This window comes from Granulosicoccus antarcticus IMCC3135, assembly GCF_002215215.1.
Taxonomy (GTDB): domain Bacteria; phylum Pseudomonadota; class Gammaproteobacteria; order Granulosicoccales; family Granulosicoccaceae; genus Granulosicoccus; species Granulosicoccus antarcticus.
Genome location: NZ_CP018632.1, coordinates 3,798,215 through 3,816,001 on the forward strand (window position 1 = coordinate 3,798,215; position 17,787 = coordinate 3,816,001).

At 50.1% G+C, this 17,787-nt stretch carries 18 protein-coding genes and 1 pseudogene; 11 read left to right on the forward strand and 8 right to left on the reverse strand.

Features of this window, described 5'->3' with window-relative positions; genetic code table 11:
• The 6 genes from IMCC3135_RS16345 to IMCC3135_RS16370 all read left to right on the forward strand — a co-directional run bounded on the left by IMCC3135_RS16345 (position 1) and on the right by IMCC3135_RS16370 (position 6,891).
• Positions 1-828, forward strand: a complete 828-nt coding sequence (locus tag IMCC3135_RS16345; RefSeq protein ID WP_088918595.1) for a carbohydrate ABC transporter permease — start codon at positions 1-3, stop codon at positions 826-828.
• Positions 828-1,877 (forward strand): ABC transporter ATP-binding protein, encoded by a 1,050-nt coding sequence (locus IMCC3135_RS16350; protein ID WP_088918596.1) that lies wholly within the window; start codon positions 828-830, stop codon positions 1,875-1,877. The genes IMCC3135_RS16345 and IMCC3135_RS16350 overlap by 1 nt, the downstream gene beginning before the upstream one ends.
• Positions 1,874-3,292 carry a glycerophosphodiester phosphodiesterase family protein gene (locus IMCC3135_RS16355; RefSeq protein WP_088918597.1) on the forward strand — a complete coding sequence of 473 codons (1,419 nt, stop codon included), beginning with the start codon at positions 1,874-1,876 and terminating at the stop codon, positions 3,290-3,292. Before IMCC3135_RS16350 ends, IMCC3135_RS16355 begins: the two co-directional genes overlap by 4 nt.
• A gap of 1 nt (position 3,293) precedes the next feature.
• Positions 3,294-4,310: a LacI family DNA-binding transcriptional regulator gene (locus IMCC3135_RS16360; protein WP_088918598.1), complete on the forward strand. Its 1,017-nt coding sequence runs from the start codon at positions 3,294-3,296 to the stop codon at positions 4,308-4,310.
• Positions 4,307-5,116, forward strand: a complete 810-nt coding sequence (locus IMCC3135_RS16365) for an inositol monophosphatase family protein (protein WP_088918599.1) — start codon at positions 4,307-4,309, stop codon at positions 5,114-5,116. The genes IMCC3135_RS16360 and IMCC3135_RS16365 overlap by 4 nt, the downstream gene beginning before the upstream one ends.
• A 119-nt stretch (positions 5,117-5,235) precedes the next feature.
• Positions 5,236-6,891 (forward strand): Na/Pi cotransporter family protein, encoded by a 1,656-nt coding sequence (locus IMCC3135_RS16370; protein WP_205738083.1) that lies wholly within the window; start codon positions 5,236-5,238, stop codon positions 6,889-6,891.
• 56 nt (positions 6,892-6,947) lie between these two features.
• On the opposite strand, the gene iaaH is transcribed toward IMCC3135_RS16370, so the two are convergent.
• The 3 genes from iaaH to IMCC3135_RS16385 all read right to left on the reverse strand — a co-directional run bounded on the left by iaaH (position 6,948) and on the right by IMCC3135_RS16385 (position 9,872).
• The gene (gene iaaH, locus IMCC3135_RS16375) at positions 6,948-8,336 is read right to left on the reverse strand and encodes an indoleacetamide hydrolase (RefSeq protein ID WP_088918601.1); all 1,389 of its coding nucleotides are present in this window, start codon (positions 8,334-8,336) and stop codon (positions 6,948-6,950) included.
• A 139-nt stretch (positions 8,337-8,475) separates the two neighbouring features.
• Positions 8,476-9,237: a helix-turn-helix transcriptional regulator gene (locus IMCC3135_RS16380; protein WP_088918602.1), complete on the reverse strand. Its 762-nt coding sequence runs from the start codon at positions 9,235-9,237 to the stop codon at positions 8,476-8,478.
• A gap of 113 nt (positions 9,238-9,350) precedes the next feature.
• Positions 9,351-9,872 carry a LysR substrate-binding domain-containing protein gene (locus IMCC3135_RS16385; RefSeq protein ID WP_088918603.1) on the reverse strand — a complete coding sequence of 174 codons (522 nt, stop codon included), beginning with the start codon at positions 9,870-9,872 and terminating at the stop codon, positions 9,351-9,353.
• Positions 9,873-9,920: 48 nt separating this feature from the next.
• Here IMCC3135_RS16385 and IMCC3135_RS16390 point away from each other — a divergent pair, with 48 nt between their 5' ends.
• Positions 9,921-10,682, forward strand: a complete 762-nt coding sequence (locus IMCC3135_RS16390; RefSeq protein WP_088918604.1) for a M20/M25/M40 family metallo-hydrolase — start codon at positions 9,921-9,923, stop codon at positions 10,680-10,682.
• Positions 10,683-10,855: 173 nt separating this feature from the next.
• On the opposite strand, the gene tnpC is transcribed toward IMCC3135_RS16390, so the two are convergent.
• The 3 genes and pseudogenes from tnpC to IMCC3135_RS16400 form a co-directional block, all read right to left on the reverse strand.
• Positions 10,856-12,034 carry an IS66 family transposase gene (tnpC, locus tag IMCC3135_RS16395; RefSeq protein ID WP_157736532.1) on the reverse strand — a complete coding sequence of 393 codons (1,179 nt, stop codon included), beginning with the start codon at positions 12,032-12,034 and terminating at the stop codon, positions 10,856-10,858.
• A gap of 11 nt (positions 12,035-12,045) precedes the next feature.
• Positions 12,046-12,327 (reverse strand): annotated as a pseudogene (locus IMCC3135_RS35530) (DUF6444 domain-containing protein); the annotation flags it as partial.
• 8 nt (positions 12,328-12,335) lie between these two features.
• Entirely contained in the window at positions 12,336-12,863 is a 528-nt protein-coding gene (locus tag IMCC3135_RS16400) for an NAD-binding protein (protein WP_157736042.1), read from the reverse strand.
• 221 nt (positions 12,864-13,084) lie between these two features.
• On the opposite strand from IMCC3135_RS16400, the gene IMCC3135_RS16405 reads away from it, so the two are divergent.
• Positions 13,085-13,621, forward strand: coding sequence for a hypothetical protein (locus IMCC3135_RS16405; protein WP_157736043.1), 537 nt, complete (start codon positions 13,085-13,087; stop codon positions 13,619-13,621).
• Here the strand turns inward: IMCC3135_RS16405 and IMCC3135_RS16410 are convergent.
• On the reverse strand, positions 13,575-14,456 hold the full coding sequence (locus tag IMCC3135_RS16410) for an NAD(P)H-binding protein (protein WP_205738084.1): 882 nt from the start codon (positions 14,454-14,456) through the stop codon (positions 13,575-13,577). The two genes, IMCC3135_RS16405 and IMCC3135_RS16410, sit on opposite strands and share 47 nt — an antisense overlap.
• On the opposite strand from IMCC3135_RS16410, the gene IMCC3135_RS16415 reads away from it, so the two are divergent.
• A complete protein-coding gene (locus IMCC3135_RS16415; RefSeq protein ID WP_169727382.1) occupies positions 14,415-15,626 on the forward strand; it encodes a hypothetical protein in 1,212 nt (403 codons plus the stop codon). The two genes, IMCC3135_RS16410 and IMCC3135_RS16415, sit on opposite strands and share 42 nt — an antisense overlap.
• 93 nt (positions 15,627-15,719) lie before the next feature.
• Here IMCC3135_RS16415 and IMCC3135_RS16420 read toward each other — a convergent pair whose 3' ends face one another.
• A complete protein-coding gene (locus IMCC3135_RS16420; RefSeq protein ID WP_088918609.1) occupies positions 15,720-16,958 on the reverse strand; it encodes an RNA-guided endonuclease InsQ/TnpB family protein in 1,239 nt (412 codons plus the stop codon).
• A 22-nt stretch (positions 16,959-16,980) separates the two neighbouring features.
• Here IMCC3135_RS16420 and tnpA point away from each other — a divergent pair, with 22 nt between their 5' ends.
• Positions 16,981-17,397 carry an IS200/IS605 family transposase gene (gene tnpA, locus IMCC3135_RS16425; protein ID WP_088918610.1) on the forward strand — a complete coding sequence of 139 codons (417 nt, stop codon included), beginning with the start codon at positions 16,981-16,983 and terminating at the stop codon, positions 17,395-17,397.
• Positions 17,398-17,627: 230 nt separating this feature from the next.
• Positions 17,628-17,786, forward strand: coding sequence for a hypothetical protein (locus IMCC3135_RS34520; RefSeq protein WP_169727472.1), 159 nt, complete (start codon positions 17,628-17,630; stop codon positions 17,784-17,786).
• Position 17,787 lies beyond the last annotated feature (1 nt).

A 17,787-nucleotide genomic window follows, 5' to 3' on the forward strand; every position in this document is an offset into this window, starting at 1 on the left:
GTGCACTCAAATTTTAAATCATGGCCTGTAATAGTCATTCTTACAGTGGTGTCTTTGCCACTGCTGATCATGTTTGTTTTCCAGATTGTAGATACCTTTACAAACCCCTACCCGGGAAGTATCTGGCCACAGACATTTACCCTGGAGCATTGGCGATTCCTTTGGGAAAAACCAGACACGGGGCGAGCCAATATATGGGCGGTAACCTGGAATACATTTGTGTTCGCAGGCGCCACCGCAATCGCTGTCACGTCAATCTCATTAACAGCTGCGTATGCCTTGTCTCGATTGAACTTTCCAGCAAGACGTTTTTTTCTGGCAGGTCTGATTGTATTGCACGCATTTCCAACGATCACTCTTATCATTGCGATATTTCTGATTCTCCAGTATCTGGGACTCTATGATTCATTGATTGGCGTGATCCTGGTCAAGTCAGCATTGGAGCTGCCATTTGGTATCTGGATAATGAAAGGATTCTACGATACCGTGCCGTGGGAAATAGAAATGGCGGGTGTACAGGACGGTGCAAGTAGATTGACGGTCTGGTGGAAGCTTGTATTGCCACAGGTTCAACCTGGATTGTCAGCACTTCTGATCTTCTCGTTTCTATCCGGGTGGAGCGAATTCATATTGCCACTCGTGCTTGCACCAGGAAACGAGGCACAGGTACTTTCAACTTACTTGTCAGCGTTGATACTTGATGATACCAAGCCCGATTTTAACCTGTTCAAATCGGTGGGTATGTTCTATGCGATACCCGTTATCGTCATTTACCTCATATTTCAAAACAAGCTAATGAATATTTACGGTGGAGGTTCAAAAGGCTGATGCAAATAAAACTAACAAATTTCACAAAATCATTTGGCGATATAACCGTCATTGACAAGCTGAATCTGACTGTCAATAGTGGTGAAATGTTGGCACTGCTGGGCTCATCAGGTTGCGGTAAATCCACCACCTTGTTCACGATCTGCGGTATTCACAGGATGAACGGCGGAACCTTGCATTTCGGGGATCGCGATGTGTCGAATGTTCCTTCTCAGAAACGGAATGTCGGTGTTGTTTTTCAGAACTATGCACTCTATCCGCATATGAGTATTCGTGAAAACATAGCTTTCCCACTTAAAGTACAAAAGCAGGACAATGCAACGATACTTCGGAAAGTGGACGAGATAGCCGAGCTTGTGCATATCTCCGAGCTACTGGATCGAAAACCTGCGCAACTATCAGGTGGACAGCAACAACGTGTTGCATTGTCCAGGGCACTTGTACGTAAGCCTGATGTTCTACTTCTCGATGAGCCGCTCGCGAATCTGGATGCCAAGTTAAGACTTGAAATGCGTTCGGAAATTCGGCGTATTCAACTCGAGACCGGTATAACCGCCGTTCTGGTCACACATGATCAAGTGGAAGCGATGTCGATGTGCGATCGAATTGCCTTGATGAAAGATGGAAAGATACTGCAATTGTCCGAGCCTGATCAGATGTATAACGATCCGGCCAATAAATTTGTAGCAGGTTTTCTCGGCAATCCACCTATCTCGTTTATCGATTCCACTGTTGGTGATGGCCATTTTGTTTTCGGTGAAAACAAAATAAGGATATCGGAGGCTCTGAAAGTAAAAGTCAAAAATCGGGTTGACCTTGGCTTGCGTCCTGAGTTCTTTGGCCCACAATTTGGTGAGGGTGTGCGAGGTAAAGTGAGCTTCGTTGAAACGCAAGGTCGTGAAGATCTGTACAACGTCACCCTGACAGATGGAACGGTATTGCGATCCATCCAGCCTGCTGGAAACCGCGTTCAACTTGGGGCGGATGTCAACTGGGGAGTCGCCACGGAAAATGTCATGGCGTTTTCAGAGCAGGGTTTACGATTGTGAATCAATCGCTGCCGTATTCCCGACCATTGTCGATAGCACATCGCGGTGCTAGTGCTTATGCGCCAGCGAATTCAATACAGGCATTTCTTTTCGCTGCACAATTGGGTGCAGACATGTGGGAGGTGGACTTACGCCTGTCAGCAGACAAGCAAATACTGGCGTTTCACGACGATAATTTGCCTGATGGTCGCAAGATAGGTGAGTTGAGCTATGCGGAGATACAAAAGGCTGTTCCAATTGATACGCCGCCATTGTTCAAGGACATATTGAATCTTGCACAACAGCACAAGTGCGGCATCTATGCTGACATCAAAGATCGAGAGGCTGCCATTCCAATATCCAACATGCTGACTGAGCAAAAGATTGAGTTAGCGATTCTAGGCTCGTTTGATCAGGCGACCATCACTCTGCTGATTGAGCACGAGACTCCCTATCCACTGGCTGGTTTGATACCTGTTGGCGCCGACCCTTTCAGCTTCCCGCTTGATATTGATGTCATTCATCTGTGCTGGGAGCGATTGGATAGACCGCAGGATCTATTGGATGAAGCGTTCTTTGCCAGGTGTCGAAAAGAGGGGCGGAAGGTTGTACTGTGGCATGAAGAGGGGCCTGCTCGTATGAGTGAGCTTCGGGGCCTGCCGGTTTTTGGTATCTGCTCTGATCAGCCCGAGCTGGTCCATCCATTTGTGCCACCTGAGGACTGGCCGGTTCAAATTGTTTGCCACCGTGGTGCCAATCATATAGCTCCGGAAAATACATTAAAGGGGGCAGTGGCTTGTTTTGCAGCAGGTTTCAGTCATGTTGAGCTTGACGTTCAGGTAACCGCTGACAATAAGCTTGTTGCCATGCATGACTCATCCCTTGAACGAACATCCAACGGTACAGGCCCGGTCTGTGAGAAGACGCTAAAGGAGCTAGGCAACCTGAGTGCTGGTGCATGGTTTTCAGATCACTATGCTGATGAAAAGATACCCACACTTGAGGCCTATTTGCGTCTTGCAAAATCCTGGGGCAGACAGCTCTATGTTGAGTTGAAAAATGCACCTGCAGAGCTTGTGTGGCAGTCAGTGGTGTCGAATGAAATGGTCGATAGCTGCTTCTTCTGGTCTTTCAATCATGATTTGCTGGTCGATATGCGGGCGATTGCACCCACTGCTCATATAATGTTGCGACGACAGGATTTTGATACGCTCAATGAAACACTCGAAAGTCTGTCTCCTGCGCTTGTTGAATATACCGTGAATGATGAGCTACATGATATTGAAACTCTGCGTGATAAAAACGTTCTTTCCATGCTCGCGTACAACGGTAAGGATTTAGAGGTATTCCAATCTATCGTTGCTTTGAAACCGGATCTTGTGAACCTCGGATATCCATTCGAGTTTGCAGCGTTCATTTCTGATAAACGAGAATAGCGTGTCCAAAAAGCACAATAAGTCTGTGACCTCATTTGATGTTGCTCAACAAGCAGGTGTTTCGCGATCAATGGTATCTCGCGCCTATACAGACGGTGCAAAAATATCGAACGAGTCCCGCAAGAAGGTATACGAGGCAGCTGAAAAATTAGGGTATCGGGTTAATTATCTGGCAAGAGGGCTGCAGACGCGCCAATCCAATCTTGTTGGCATCGTAGCTTCTGCTCTTGATACGCCATTTCGTGCGCGACAGGTAAAGATGGCGGCACGTGAGTTCATAAGGCAGGGGTATCGTCCCATGTTGATGGTGGCGGAAACGCCAGATGAAGTCGAACAATTGATATCACTTCTCTTTAGCTACAATGTTGCGGGCATGCTGATTACCTCTGCCACCCCTTCCTCAGAGATCATTGTTGAGAGTAATAATTTATCCGTTCCGGTTGTGCTGATTAACAGGGAGACTGAGATAGTCGGTCCTGATAAAGTTCAAATAGATATACAGCAGGCTGGAAAGCTGGCTTTTGATATGTTGATTCGTTCGGGGGCAAAAAACCTGGCTGTTGTACGGCCTGTATCGCCCTCATTCTCAGTGACCGGGCGCTCTGACGCATTTGTACAGCACTGTTCTGAGAATGGGTACAGCGCACAAGTGTTCAATGCTGCTTCACAAAGCTATGACTCTGGCTTCGAGGTTGCAGGTAAAATAGGTCTGGCCCTCGACAGGATAGATGGACTTTTCTGCACAACTGACTTACTGGCTATTGGCGTCATGGATCGACTACGGGCGGATTGGAATGTTGACATACCCAATGGGCTGCAAATTGTCGGATTTGATGACATAGAGCAAGCGAAGTGGGGTAGCTATCAGCTATCTACGATACGGCAAGATGCCAAGGAACAAGCCTGCGCGGCAGTTGATCTCATGCTGGACAGAATAGAGAATCCTGATCGAGATCCTAAAATCTACCTTCAAACCGTGGTTCCGATATTCAGAAATACAACGCAGAAATCGCAATGATTGATCGAATTGACGAAAGACTTGAATTGGCTAAAAGAATTGCGGTGGAGGCCGGTGATCTGGCTTCTGGCATGCGGTCCAACAGGGGAGACCTGGTTGGTAACGTGAAATCGCATCAGGATTTCGTAACAGCTGCTGATCTAGCCGCTGAACGACTCATCCGTGATCGAATTTCCGAACACTTCTCTGACGATTCTGTATTGGGTGAGGAGCAGGGAACTTCGGGCGATGGCAAGGCTCTATGGGTTGTTGATCCGATCGACGGTACGACCAATTTTATGCACGGTCTTGCCGATTGGTGCGTATCAATCGCATTTTGCTACGACGGTGTCATTGTTTGTGGCGCAATCTACGTCCCTGACAGCGCCACACTTGCGTGGGCAAGTCTGGGTAATGGCGCATTCATGAATGGCGAACGTATGGCTGTGTCTTCGTGTGTGGACCCCAAGCGTGCCTTGGTATTGCTTGGTCGATCCGGCAGGACCAGTAATGCTGACTACCTGAGCCTTATCAAGAGCGTATTCGAACAAGGAATGGAGTATCGTCGCAACGGTTCTGCTGCAGTGAGTTTGCTAACCGTCGCATGCGGTCGTGTTGAAGGGTTCTATGAGTCTCATCTGAATGCCTGGGATGTTTTTGCAGGAATTCTTCTCATACAAGAAGCAGGGGGGAAGGTTGATTGTCCTTCCATCACAGAGTTCATTACCAATGGTGGCTACCTGATGGCCAGTAACACTTGTTTACATGACGATATGTCAGTTATCTCAAGAGCTCATGACGCCGACATTGCCTTAGCGGCTGAATAGAGGATGTTCTACCAGTGCTGGTTTCAGGTGAGTGCAAGGGTGTTTCGCACCGCTGCCATTGTATGATAGGTTATTGAATGGAAATATTGAGTTTCGTAGTAAACCTGACTGGCGCCACAATGCTCCTGCTCTTTTCTGTACGTTTGGTACGGACAGGAATAGAGCGTGCACATGGAGCCGCATTTCAGAAACACCTGGTCAAGCAGACAAATTTGATCAGTGCCAGTTTGTCTGGGGTTGGTCTGGCCGTAATACTGCAAAGCTCTGCAGCTGTTGCATTGTTGGCATCCGGCTTTTTCATGTCGGGCTATCTGAGCTTTTCTACTGGCCTTGCAATTGTATTGGGCGGAGATTTAGGCTCTGCGTTGGTAATACGTATATTGTCTTATTCTGTGGATTGGATAATTGCACCCTTGCTGGCGGTTGGCGGCTGGTGTGTGATCAAGTCGGAAAGCAAAACACTGCGTCAATATGGCCGTGTCATTATGGGCATCGCACTCATATTGATATCGTTAGGCTATCTTCGTCAAGCAATCGAACCATTTCGGGAGAGTGCTCTCCTGCCTACTATTGCGGCTTACCTGGAGCAGGATTACGTATCCGCATTTATTGTAGGTGCAATACTTACATTTGGAATGCACTCCAGTGTTGCTGCAATACTGGTAGTCATCACCTTCGTTGAAATTGATGCGGTCACGTTTGAAGCGGGCCTGTCGTTGCTGGTCGGGGCCAATTTTGGTAGTGGATTCATACCAGTCTGGTTAACCAAAGGCATGCCGGGTGAGGCACGCAGACTGGTTTTTGCAAATCTGTTTGCTCGTGGAATATTGTCACTGTTTGTGCTGAGTATCTTACCCATCCTTCATTCCTATTTTGTTGGAAAGCCGGAGCCTGGCTCTCACATGCTGATGGTTGGGCATATGGTTTTCAACGCCACTTTGGTTCTGTTGACTCTTCCCTTCTGCCGGCATATCGAAGGCATCATGAAGAAAATGTACCCAGGCAGACAGTCCGTTAAAAGTGTGAAGCGGGCTCTGATACAACCTGTCTCCGTACTGGAAAAAGGCACGATCAACACGCCTAAACTGGCATTTACCAGTTTGAAACAAGAACTTCTCAGAATGCTGGGCCTGGTTGAATCAATGTTTCATCCTGTCATGCAAATCTATTTGGACAGCAATGATGATCAGGTTCAAGCGATCAGACAGAAAGACAAAGAAGTGAACGCTTGTCTTTTCGGAATTCGCTCTTTTGTTGCAAGCATTCCAACAGAGCTCTATAACAAGGCTGAGTCCAGAGTGGCGAGTGATTTGCTCGAATACGCTATACGGCTTGAATCCGCAGGGGATGTTGTTGCAAGGCAGATTACAGAGCTGGCCGTAGACTTTCGTATCAATGGATACAAGTTCAGCGGTGAAGGACAGGCAGAGCTGACAAAAATGCATGAAGAAATTCTTTCAAATTTCAAACTTGCGGCTAATGTCCTTATTTCAAATGATCCTGAGAATGCCAGGCTCTTGAGCCTTGAGAAAACAGAGATCAAGCGGGTTGAACGACAAAGTCGAAAACGACATTTGAAGCGTTTGCAGAATGGCCTGACAGAGAGTTTCGAGACCAGCGACATACATTTGGAAACACTCAGAGCATTCAGAGAGTTCAACGGTCATGTCGCTGCGATAGCCTATCCAGTTCTGTATGAAACTGGACAGTTACTTGAAACACGATTAATTACCACTCTTCCCGTGAGTTCGGATTCTGTGAAAAAGCAGGCATAGGCCTGCTTGTCAAGCTGATCCTAAACATCCGTCATCCGAATTCATCGTCGAGTTTGTCAATGAGAGAGGACCTCTTCAACAGTAAGAGCCAGTTCGAGAAGGTCCTGGTCCCTGCCCATAACTCCATCAAATTCGATGCCGATCGGCAAACCGTTGACGTTCTGGCAGGGCAGGGAGATACCGGGCACACCCAGATTTGATCCCAGATCGGTATTCCGAATGAAGGTAGGGAAGGTAGGTACCTGTTCACCGTTCAGGCTAACGGTCTCATCTGAACCGATGTCGGTTGCCCGCAATGGTGATGTTGGAAACGCAAGGGCTGTCAGGTTGTGCTGAGCAAATGCCTCGGCATAGATTGCGCGCATGGCCGGACGATGTTCATTGATGGCAGCCTGATAGGCAGTTTCAGGCATGGCACCACCACCAAGTTGACTCTTGAATGCACCGGCGACATCGGGTGACCCAATTTGTTCGATAAGCTTCTCGAAGCTGACTTCAGGAGCATGCTCTTTCAAATAGGCCGGTAAGTCGCGCATGACCTCGTACAAGACAACAGGAAAACTGAATTCCTCATTGTGACTCCAGATGTCGGAGATATTGACTTCCACCAGCCTGGCTCCCGCGGACTCGAGTGTCTTGAGTTGCTCCTGAATAGCTTTCTCGACTTCAGGCTCCAGATTCTCAAACAGAACCTCTCTGCAGATACCCAGTACCACCTGGTTGATGTCTTTCTTCCTGGCAGCTGTCGACGAACCGGAGAGCACAGAGTCAAGCAAGACGATATCCTCAACCTTATTCCCAAAGGTGCCAGCGGTATCACGAGTATGGCTGATAGGGACGATGCCATTGCTTGCATAGCGCCCGACAGTTGGGCGGAAGCCAACAATGCCGCAAAGCGCTGCAGGCAGCCTGACAGAGGCACCTGTGTCTGTACCAAGGCCCGCTGGGAATATACCCGCTGCAACAGCAGCTGCGGTACCGCCAGAGGATCCGCCTGGTATCTTGCTTTGGTCATGCGGGTTTCGTATAGCACCAGTCACTGAGTTATTCGATGTGACGCCGAATGCCAGTTCGTGCATGCCTGATTTTGCCGCAATGATAGCGCCTTGGCCCTCAAGCGCGACGATGACGCCGGCATCCGTTGCAGGCGTATGGTTCTGCAGCGCGGTAGTACCAGCGGTCGTTGGAAAGGCCACGGTATTGATGTTGTCTTTGACGATCAGTGGTATTCCGCAAAGAGGCTCTGCATTACCCGACTGACGTCTCTGGTCAGCACGCTTTGCGTTCTCCATCAATAGATTGGGATCGAAGCTTGAAATTGCATTCAGACTCGTATTCTGCTTCTCACGCAGAATGACATCTGCGGCGAATTCTGCAGCAGAAATGTCTTTCTTTTCTAGTCTGCGTTTTAGCTCCGCAGCGCCAATTAGTTCTGAAGTTGCCATACTTTCTCTCCTTTTCTACGCTGTAGGGTACCTCGGAGGGAAGGTAGAAAATATCATCACAAATGATGATATTCCTGAATCAGGGCTTTGCCTGGCCATCTACGAAGTACCCGTTCAGGCGAGTGCTGAGAATTGAAACTCAGTGAAGAAGATTCACTTGATCTGCCAGAAACTGGCTTAGCTGAGTTCGTCGGTTGAGATCAGATTTTCGGAAAATTGAGCCAATATGTGTTCTGAGTGTCGACTTTGAGAAGCAGAGCTTTTGGCAAATCTCATTATCCGTAAATCCGACCACCAACATATCGGCAATTTCAACTTCACGATTTGTGAGTTGAAGTTGCGCACTGATCTGGCTAAATCTTAGCGCAGGCAAAGTCTCATCAAGCTTGTGCGCTCTGATAAGCGCATTGACAAAACTTGGTCCAATGGCATCAATGATCATGGCATCGCGGGCCGAGAAATCTTCTGCTGATTTACCTCGCCAAACTCTGACATCCCCAATATTTGTACCTCTGTCATAGGCAAAATAGTTGATGCCATAACATAAGCCATCTTGTTTGAGGAAGTCATTGAAGAACTCGGTCTTAACCAATCGCTTGTGACTCAGAACCTGGCTAACAGGCGTGGCTTTTCGTCGCCTTTGAAGCATGGGCGTGATGGGGTCGTGAAATTGATAATATGCTTCATATCTGGAAAGGTTGTCTAGACACATATTGATTTGTACGCAGGACAAGAATTTGTTCGCATCCTGGTCCCAGACAAAAGAGGCAAAATATTCTGCATTCAGTAATTCAAGTAAACGGCTCCCAACACGTTGACGAACCTGCGCATGATCAAAGTCGCCACTTAGATCGCGCATGATCGAAAAAACAAGATCAGTCTCATGAGTGTTCAGGTTCACTGTTGTACCCCCAATGTATTGAGTCCAAGGAAAAACGATATCACAACACCAAAGGCGCGATTATGTCGGGGACTCGTCATTGCGCTTTTGGGTATAAGCAGACCAAATCGGCATCAGAGAACCTCTTTCAGCTTTTCCGCAAGCACTCTTACGATGACTGGGGGATCGATGATGGCCATTTCGATTGCAACGCTGAACTCCGGCAGTTTGGGCAAGCGGTGATGTTCCCGGATCAGCGTCAAGTCGGTACAGTCCTCGACTGGAATCACGCCGACTCCCATGCCTGAACAGACACCTGCCCGCACGCCCTCCAGTGTGCTGCATGAATACACCGAGCGCCAGTGATCACCGGCAGCCTCGATGGTCGTGGTGGCAGCCCGAAAGTATTGGCAGGGACCACTGATATGTGCCAGCGAAATACTGAGCTCGTTGTCGAGATCAAGGCCCGCATCCGCGATCCAGACCAGCTGGTTCTTTGCAAGCACTTTACCGGTTTCTATGCCAAGGGGTTGTCGCATGATGGCCAGATCGAGGAAACCATCGCGAAGGCTCTTTCGATGATGTTCCGAGAGGCTTGCGTCGATTCGCACTGATACCTTTGGCCTCGACACCGCAAACTCACGAATCACTTTCATTACCTTCGGAAAAAGATAGTAGTCCTCAATGATTTATCGCATATCGCGATGGATAGGGCAACAAATGTCGTTTATCAACGGATGAATGAGCCTGTATGCTCGCTCGCAAAGCAACTTTTGGAAAGTTCCATGCAAGATTCCATTACCTTTGATCCAGTTGATTTCACAGCAAAGCTGGTACGCATCCCCAGTTGCGATCCACCGGGTGGTGAGCTCGCAGTGGCGCAAGTGGTGGCACAACAACTGACGGCACTTGGCATCGAATGCGAGCTGGACGAATTCCAGCCGGGGCGGACGAACGTGATTGGTCGCGTGCGCGGTACAGGGACGAAGCGCCCGATGGTTTTTTCTGCCCATCTGGATACGGTTCCAGTTGGTGATCAGGAATGGGACTTTCCACCGTTTGCTGGCACGGTGAAAGAAGGCCAGCTGCAGGGCCGTGGATCGTCCGACATGAAATCGGCAGTAGCCACGTTCATCGCAGCGGCGGACCGGCTGAACTATGCGGATGAATTGGGTCTGGATCGTGACATCGTTTATCAAATGTTAAGTGGTGGTGCAGGGCAGTCGCGTATGTCTGATCTGCGGATGCCACTCATGATTTCGGGGGCTTATGATCCACCTACGGCTAGCCTCAAGATGTTTGAAAAAGACCTAAGCATCATTGGCAATGACATCGCTGAAAAGGGTGTGCAGACGCCGTTATTTGACGCCTGCCAGGTGCTGTACGGTGCCGCTTTCGCAGAGTTGCCAGAAGGGTTGGATACCGCTGCGATATTTGAAATCTATCGCAACGGTCGCAAGGATTAAGGCTTGACGTCAGTTTGGCCAAATACGCCAAACAATGACGTATCAAGCTCAGACCAACCGCCCGCTGCCGCATCTTCGGCACGGGTGCGAGCAGCGCTGACCACGGGCGAGGGCGCGCCCACGTAACCGTTCACGGCCCCGCATGCGGGGTGTAGGAACCGCAGCTGATTCTTTCAGCTAGTCGCTAACCGAGGCGTATCAAACGGAAAGCGCACTTTCACCTCGCCCTCAATCATCGACTGGTGACACGCGATGCGGATAAACTGATAGCTTGAGATCCCTATCCGTTGTGCAGTGCCCACGATGCTCAGTATCAAGGGACGAAACTGATCGCCTTGATACGATTGGGTGGCAAAGCTCAACTTGCGCCAGATCACATAGGGCCGAAGCGCACGCTCAGCGCTATTGTTGTCTAGCGGGATTCTGTGATCTTTGAGAAAGGTCCAACACATCGATTCTCGCTTGAGAAGATGTTGGCATTGACGTTTGGTTCGCCCATCGATTCGTAGCCGGGCACCTCGCTCCAGCGTCTGGTGAAAGCTGCGGCGTAGTCGCTGCATTCGCCGGTAATAAACGGCCTCGTCGATGAGTTGATCTTGCCATCGATGTCGGGTGCGGATAACCGCGTGGGCAAGTAATAAAAGTCGGCGTCCGATCTTGCCGCCATTGCTTACCCGTCCAGCAATATCGATGAATTTTCGAATCAGGTGCGGCCAACACAGTTGACGACGACTTTGCGGTACACGGTTATAACCCACGTAGTCATCAGTGACCAAATACCCTGTGAATTCGCCTAACAGCCTATCGGCAGCCTCTTTGCCGCGCGAGGCCTGTGTCAGGAAATAGCAAGCTTGCACACACACTAACGACCACAGCCAACGGCACTCATTGCCGCGAAAATGCCGTGTTTCATCGGCATGCGCCACGGGTTGTTGGCGAACAAAATCGCCAATCTGTCGGTACGGGTCGCCTAATGCGCTCGTCGCTTTTGCCTGAGCCTGAGAGAGGGCACCGAGACTGAAATGCAACTGCCAGTGCTCAACCAGATAATCCTGAATATTACGAATCGACAAATGATAACGCCCGGACAGATGAGCGATAAGTGCCACCAGATTGGGGCCCATCTGCCCCGAAGGCACGCTATCGGGAGTCTGGGCGCAATGATGTTTACCACACCCGTTGCACTGCCCACCGAACAGTTGATGCTCAATCACTGAAAAACGCACCACCGGGATATCAAACACCTGGTGACGACAGCGCGGCTCGGGATCGACAAAGATAGAGCCACCACAGCCACAGGCCGCGGTCGGAAAATAGCGCTGAATCTGATCGACATCACTTTCGGGTACCAGCGGGCGTGCTTTTCATGACCCGGCTGCGCACCCTTTCGTTTTGTAGATCTGGGTTTCTTTTTTCGGTTGGCTCGTTGCGAGGTGGAGTCTGAAGAGGGTGGACGGGAGGAGTTACGCGAGCTTTTGCCCATGCGTTCGTTCAGCTCTCGAACCTGTTCAACAAGCTCCTCATTCTGCGCTTTAAGATCTGAGGCTATCGATTCTAACTGACCAACCACATCCCACAATTGCTCGATCTGAGTGCGAGCCTCATCAAGCGTTTGGGGTGGATTTGATAGATGAGGATCGGGCACGATGATGGCTAATAAACTCGCGGGGCCTTTTCTTCAGAATAGCCTACATAGTCAGAAAACGCTATTGCAACGCCGTGAACGCTTACCGCGCCCACCAGGCTGAGTGCTGCTTCCATCAGTTTCATATCCTTGATGCCGTTCTGCAGGTTCAGACTTGTTGCACCGGGGTTTCCTGTGGTCAGAAAGTCATGGATTGGCGGTACACGCTTTTTGGCTGCACCAATAGCACCGGAACTGTCTACCAGAATATCTGTGGCCAACGCCGGGTCAACACCGTTGCCAACCGCAAGGGCGATGGCTTCTCCGACTGCCCCCCAATAAACCATCAACGGCAGGTTAATGGCCAGTTTCATGGCAGCCCCGCGTCCAACCGGACCGAGGTGTTCCAACCGGCGAGTAAGATCCCGCATCACAGGTTCAGCAGCTGCAAATGCCACATCTGTTCCTGCCGCCAATCCGAGCAGTAGTCCCGCCTTGGCAGGGCCAATGGTGCCTCCTATATGAGGGCCTGCCTTGGCATTCCGACTATAATCCAAGCAAATATATACCACCATTGCATTCGATCTGAAGAAATCGCAATATCAAACATACAGAACCTGCCGGATTTTTAAAAGACAAAGTCACCAAAGGGTAGGAGCTAGCGCTGACCTTGGCCGGCATTGGATAACTCAAGGATGATCTGAGCGCTTTGTCACTGTAGGGCAAACTGCAATATGATGGGTAACAACTGGATCGAATGACGAGTATTAAAACAAGCGTGGCGACTGACAAATCGAAGAGGATTGAATATGTATCTGATGACAGACAAAGTGATCTATCTCAGCAATTTTCAAATTTAATAGAAGTTCATCATATTGAAGATGATGAATCTTACAAAACATTAGCTATTTCGGTATTCGATCATTGGCTAAATGATTCTGAAGCAAGAGACCTGCTAGCCATTGACAAGTCAGAGTCAAGCGATGAGCCACGTCGTAATAGTGCTCTTAACGGCTTACGTTCAATCATGGCTCAATCAACAGAATGCCTTAGCTATGAAATAGTCGAACGAAACGGACACGAGTATCCAATGTTTTACAGGTTCAATACATCGCAGGATCTATGTAAGTATTTCAGCCAGAGTCCTTATGGTGTGAGTGCAAAGTTTCATTTCAAAATAGTTCTCCCAAAGCTCTCAGCGTTGTACTTCGAGGGCCATGATTTTACGAATTATCTCTACTACAAAGATGATAATCATATTCGGAGAATTAGAAGCTGGATCGCTGATGCAGGGCTACATGTGTTAGAAAGCTAGCTACGTGAGCTGAAGTACGCATCCCAGCTTTGGTGCGACCGTGCGACCGTCCGGTCACCGCATCGAAATCACTGGCATTGTCGTAGGCACCAAGACGTATTCCGTCGTAGATCCCTGCGATGATCTCGCCGAAAAACGGGCCAAGTTCGGCCGTGCGATCCTCGGTATACTCGGCCGCGGTCATGGTGCGGTAGGTAAGCTGTGTTCCGAATGCGCTGTTCATATAATTAACCAACTGCGCTTGCGTGATCGGAGTACCGTTGATATTGACGATCTGGTTGTCGTGATCCGAATTCAACAGAAGCTGTGCGTAGGCGTGGGCAAGCTCCGCTCGGGTCGTGTAACCGCATTTCCCGTCGCCAGCGCTATTCGCAATTTCTCCACGTGATCGGTAGCTGTCGATATAGTCCACGTCCGGTTCAATATAAATACCATTACGGCCGATGACCCATGTCAGCCCGCTGGCTCGAATGTCGGCCTCGGTTTGGCGACTGCTCTGTACCACGGGCGAAAAGCGGGTTCCCTGTTCCGGTCCCTGAATGCCGGTGTAGACAATTTTGCCTACACCGGCGATTTGGGCAGCCTCGATCACGTTACGGTGCTGCTGAATGCGTTCCTCCGGCGGGTCAATGCCTGACACCAATAGCAATGTGTCTATACCCGTCAGCGATGCCTGGAGTTGCATTGGTTCGGAGTAATCTCCGGGACGTATTTTCATGTCAAGACCCTGAGCCTTCTGCGGGGTCCGTGCAAGACCGACGACCGGTGTGCCGCCCGGCGTATCCAGAAGTGCTTGCGCTATCTCGAGCTCTTCTGGGATCGTGTCGAGGGACAAGCCTACCAGTACGATGTTGAGATCAATGGCGAGGCAGTCGGCAGCACCGATGGCACCAGCTTCTTCATAGGTGACGAGACGACCTATCGCGATGGATCGGGCCAGTTGCAGATCATGCTGGTTGCGCGCAATGCAGCGGGTGCGAGTTCGGCACAAAGTGCGTTGGCGCTGACGGCGGGCGATGGTGTACCGGATGATGGTGGGGACAATCCGCCCGAGCCAATTGATGATGCCTTGTTATCGCTCGAACGTGCTGGCAGTCTTCTTCAGGAGCTCACTAGCCTGATGCGCAGTAATGGACTGACCGAGCATCAGGGTACCTTGCGCTCCCTTAACAGAATCGACGCAGACAACTACACCTCGGAAGAGGTGCTTGCAAGCAGTAGTGAGTCCTCTTACTCATCAGATACGCTGTACCGACGCAACTGTGTCAACGGCGGCAACGTTGAGCATCGTGTTGAGTTCAGTTATCACGGCTTTTACAGACACGGCTTCGATGCGTTTGATTGTATGTTTCCGGGTTACCGACTTGTTTCAGGGTTTGGTACCTACACAAATCAATACGATGGTTTCGACTATGCCGGTAATACCTGGACCGGTTATCGCGGGGCGTTCGATGCACTGGTTGTCGAACAGGGCGATGCCCGCGAGACGATGACGGCATCCTCTATCCAGGACAACACGTCGCGAGGTCAGATCAATTCGAGCGAGCGCTATCGCATACGTCGCTATTTGCGCATCGAAAACGGGGAATACGATTACGAGAAGGGCGATGTCGAAGTGGCGGTGCGTAACTGGAATCATCGCTTCAACCGGTTCGACCCAAACACGGGGCAGCATGCCTTCAATCGCCTGAACTCCACTTTCACAGTGAGCGCGAGCTGGACTGATAGACAGACGCTCGACATCGACGCGGTGTTTGATGGTCGGGGCGAAGCAGCACCTTGGTTCGACAACGGTCGCCTGCGCATTGTCAGCGATACGGGCGACTCGCTCGAAGTATTAGCCGGCACGGGCGATCCGGAGACCTATCAGCTGGTTTCCACCGTGAATGGCGTGACGATATCGGAGATACGTCGCTGGGATGTCAATGGCTGTGAGCTCGTCAACACTTTTTGGCAGCAGAGCCTTGACCGGGAACAGTGTGTGCTGATGCCACCGCTTGGGTGATGGGATTCTGGCGTATGGTCCGCTCTGTGTTGCTGAACCTTCAGGTATTTGACATCCTCCTCTCCCCTTGAAGGAAGAGGATTCCTACGGCGTTCAGGCTATTGCCCAAATCGCTTCAGCGGGTTCCTGTTTCACTGGGGCCGCCTGAATGACATGCTCTCGTAATTCAGGTCTGACATCCCCTCCACAGGCCAACACGGCGTGTCCCGCCGCTTCTATATTTTTTGCTGCATTGGTATCAGCGTTGTCCGAATACCCACAGCTCTGGCAGCAGAAACCTGCCTGGCTCTGTCGGTTTTCCTTCGCTATGTGCCCACAGCAAGAGCATTGCTGACTCGTGTACTGAGCCGGGACGACAATCAGCTCTCCTCCTGCCCAACCAAGCTTGTAGCCTAACTGACGTCGGAATTCGCCCCACCCCTGGTCCAGAATGGCACGGTTGAGACCGGACTTGGCCTTCACGTTCTTGCCCGGCAATGCCTGACTACCCGACGCCGAACGAGACATATTGGCCACTTTCAGATCTTCGATACACACGACTGCGTGGTTATTGCTGATGGTGTGTGTCTTCTTGTGCAAATAGTCGGCTCGGGCATTGGCAATACGTCGGTATAGTCGGGCAACCCTGTCTTTCTGCTTTCTCCAGTTGTTGGAAAATTTCTTTTTACGCGCCAGTGAGCGTTGCTCCCGGGCAAGCTTTCTTTGATACGTTGCAAAGCTGTTGAGCGGCAGATGATTCTCTCCGTCACTCTGTGCAGCGAATACCTTGATGCCCATATCAATACCCACCAAACTCGTGGAGGGGTGTTGTGACGCTTCCACCTCGCGTACTGTCTGCACAGAAAAAAACCACTTGCCACAACGCTCACTGATCGTGATATTGCGTAACGTACCCAGCACCTTTCGACTGTTGCGGTAGCGAATCCAGCCTAGTTTGGGCAGAAACACACGATTGTTGGCTTGATCCAGTTTGAATTGTTTGGGTTCAGGGTATCGAAAACTGTCGCCGTCGCCTTTTTTCTTGAACCGGGGAAATCCTGCCCGCCCGGCAAAGAAATTCTGAAACGCACGATCAAGATCCCGCAGTGACTGCTGTAACGGGTGGGCCGACGCATTCTTGAGCCAGCAGCTGCCTTCTTCCTTTCGCCACTTCGGCAGGCGATTGGCCATGGGCACATAGCCTATATACTTCAATCCGGCCTTGTGGTTCTCCTGCTGCAAACCCAGTGCCCTGTTATAGACAAATCGGCAACTACCGGCAAACTGTCGCAACTTACCCAGTTGTTCGCCGTTGGTACGTAGTTCGAATTTGTAGGCTTGAAGGCGTTCCATGCATTTATTATACTATTGGCCTATGAGCAAAGATACGACTATTCGCACAGGAAGACACTGTGTATTTATTATGCATGTCCACTTGGTCTTCGTCACAAAGTATCGTCGTGATGTCTTCACCAAGAAAATTCTCGATGACTTGAAGATCACCTTCACCAAGGTATGTGAAGACTTTGAAGCCACTCTGGTGGAGTTTAATGGTGAAGACGATCATGTCCATCTTCTGGTTAACTACCCACCCAAGGTGCCAGTATCTGGCCTGGTCAACAGTCTGAAGGGGGTATCTAGTCGCCGAGTAAGAAAAGCAGATTATCCGAGCATCAAAAACAAACTGTGGGGTAATGCACTATGGTCTCCTTCGTACTTTGCCAGCAGTTGTGGTGGAGCTCCGATTGGCCTGATCAGACAATACATCGAACAGCAACGAACACCGCGCTAACACAACAGAGAGGCTTCGCCTCTCGCGCTATCCATCCCCGCCCTGAAGGACGAGGTTTTTCGCGCAGATGGATAAAGAGGAAAAGAGGAGATGACACGGGTGGACCTTGATGATACCTGTCTGATATATTGCAGCTTAGACAGGTGAACGTCTTTGGTTTGAGATAAGCCCAACTGACTGGCGCGGTGGTTCGCTGATCATATCTATCATTGAATTTGTAGGACGCGACCATGGCACGAAGTTTTGGTCGCCTTGTTATCAAGGCGCTAAAGGAAGTCGATAAGGCTGCACGCCAAGCTGTTATTGATGCAGGTAAGAAGGCACTCGAACGACGGGTGCAGGCTCGCGACAAGTTGTGTAAACGGTATATCGATTCAGTGGTTGAATAGT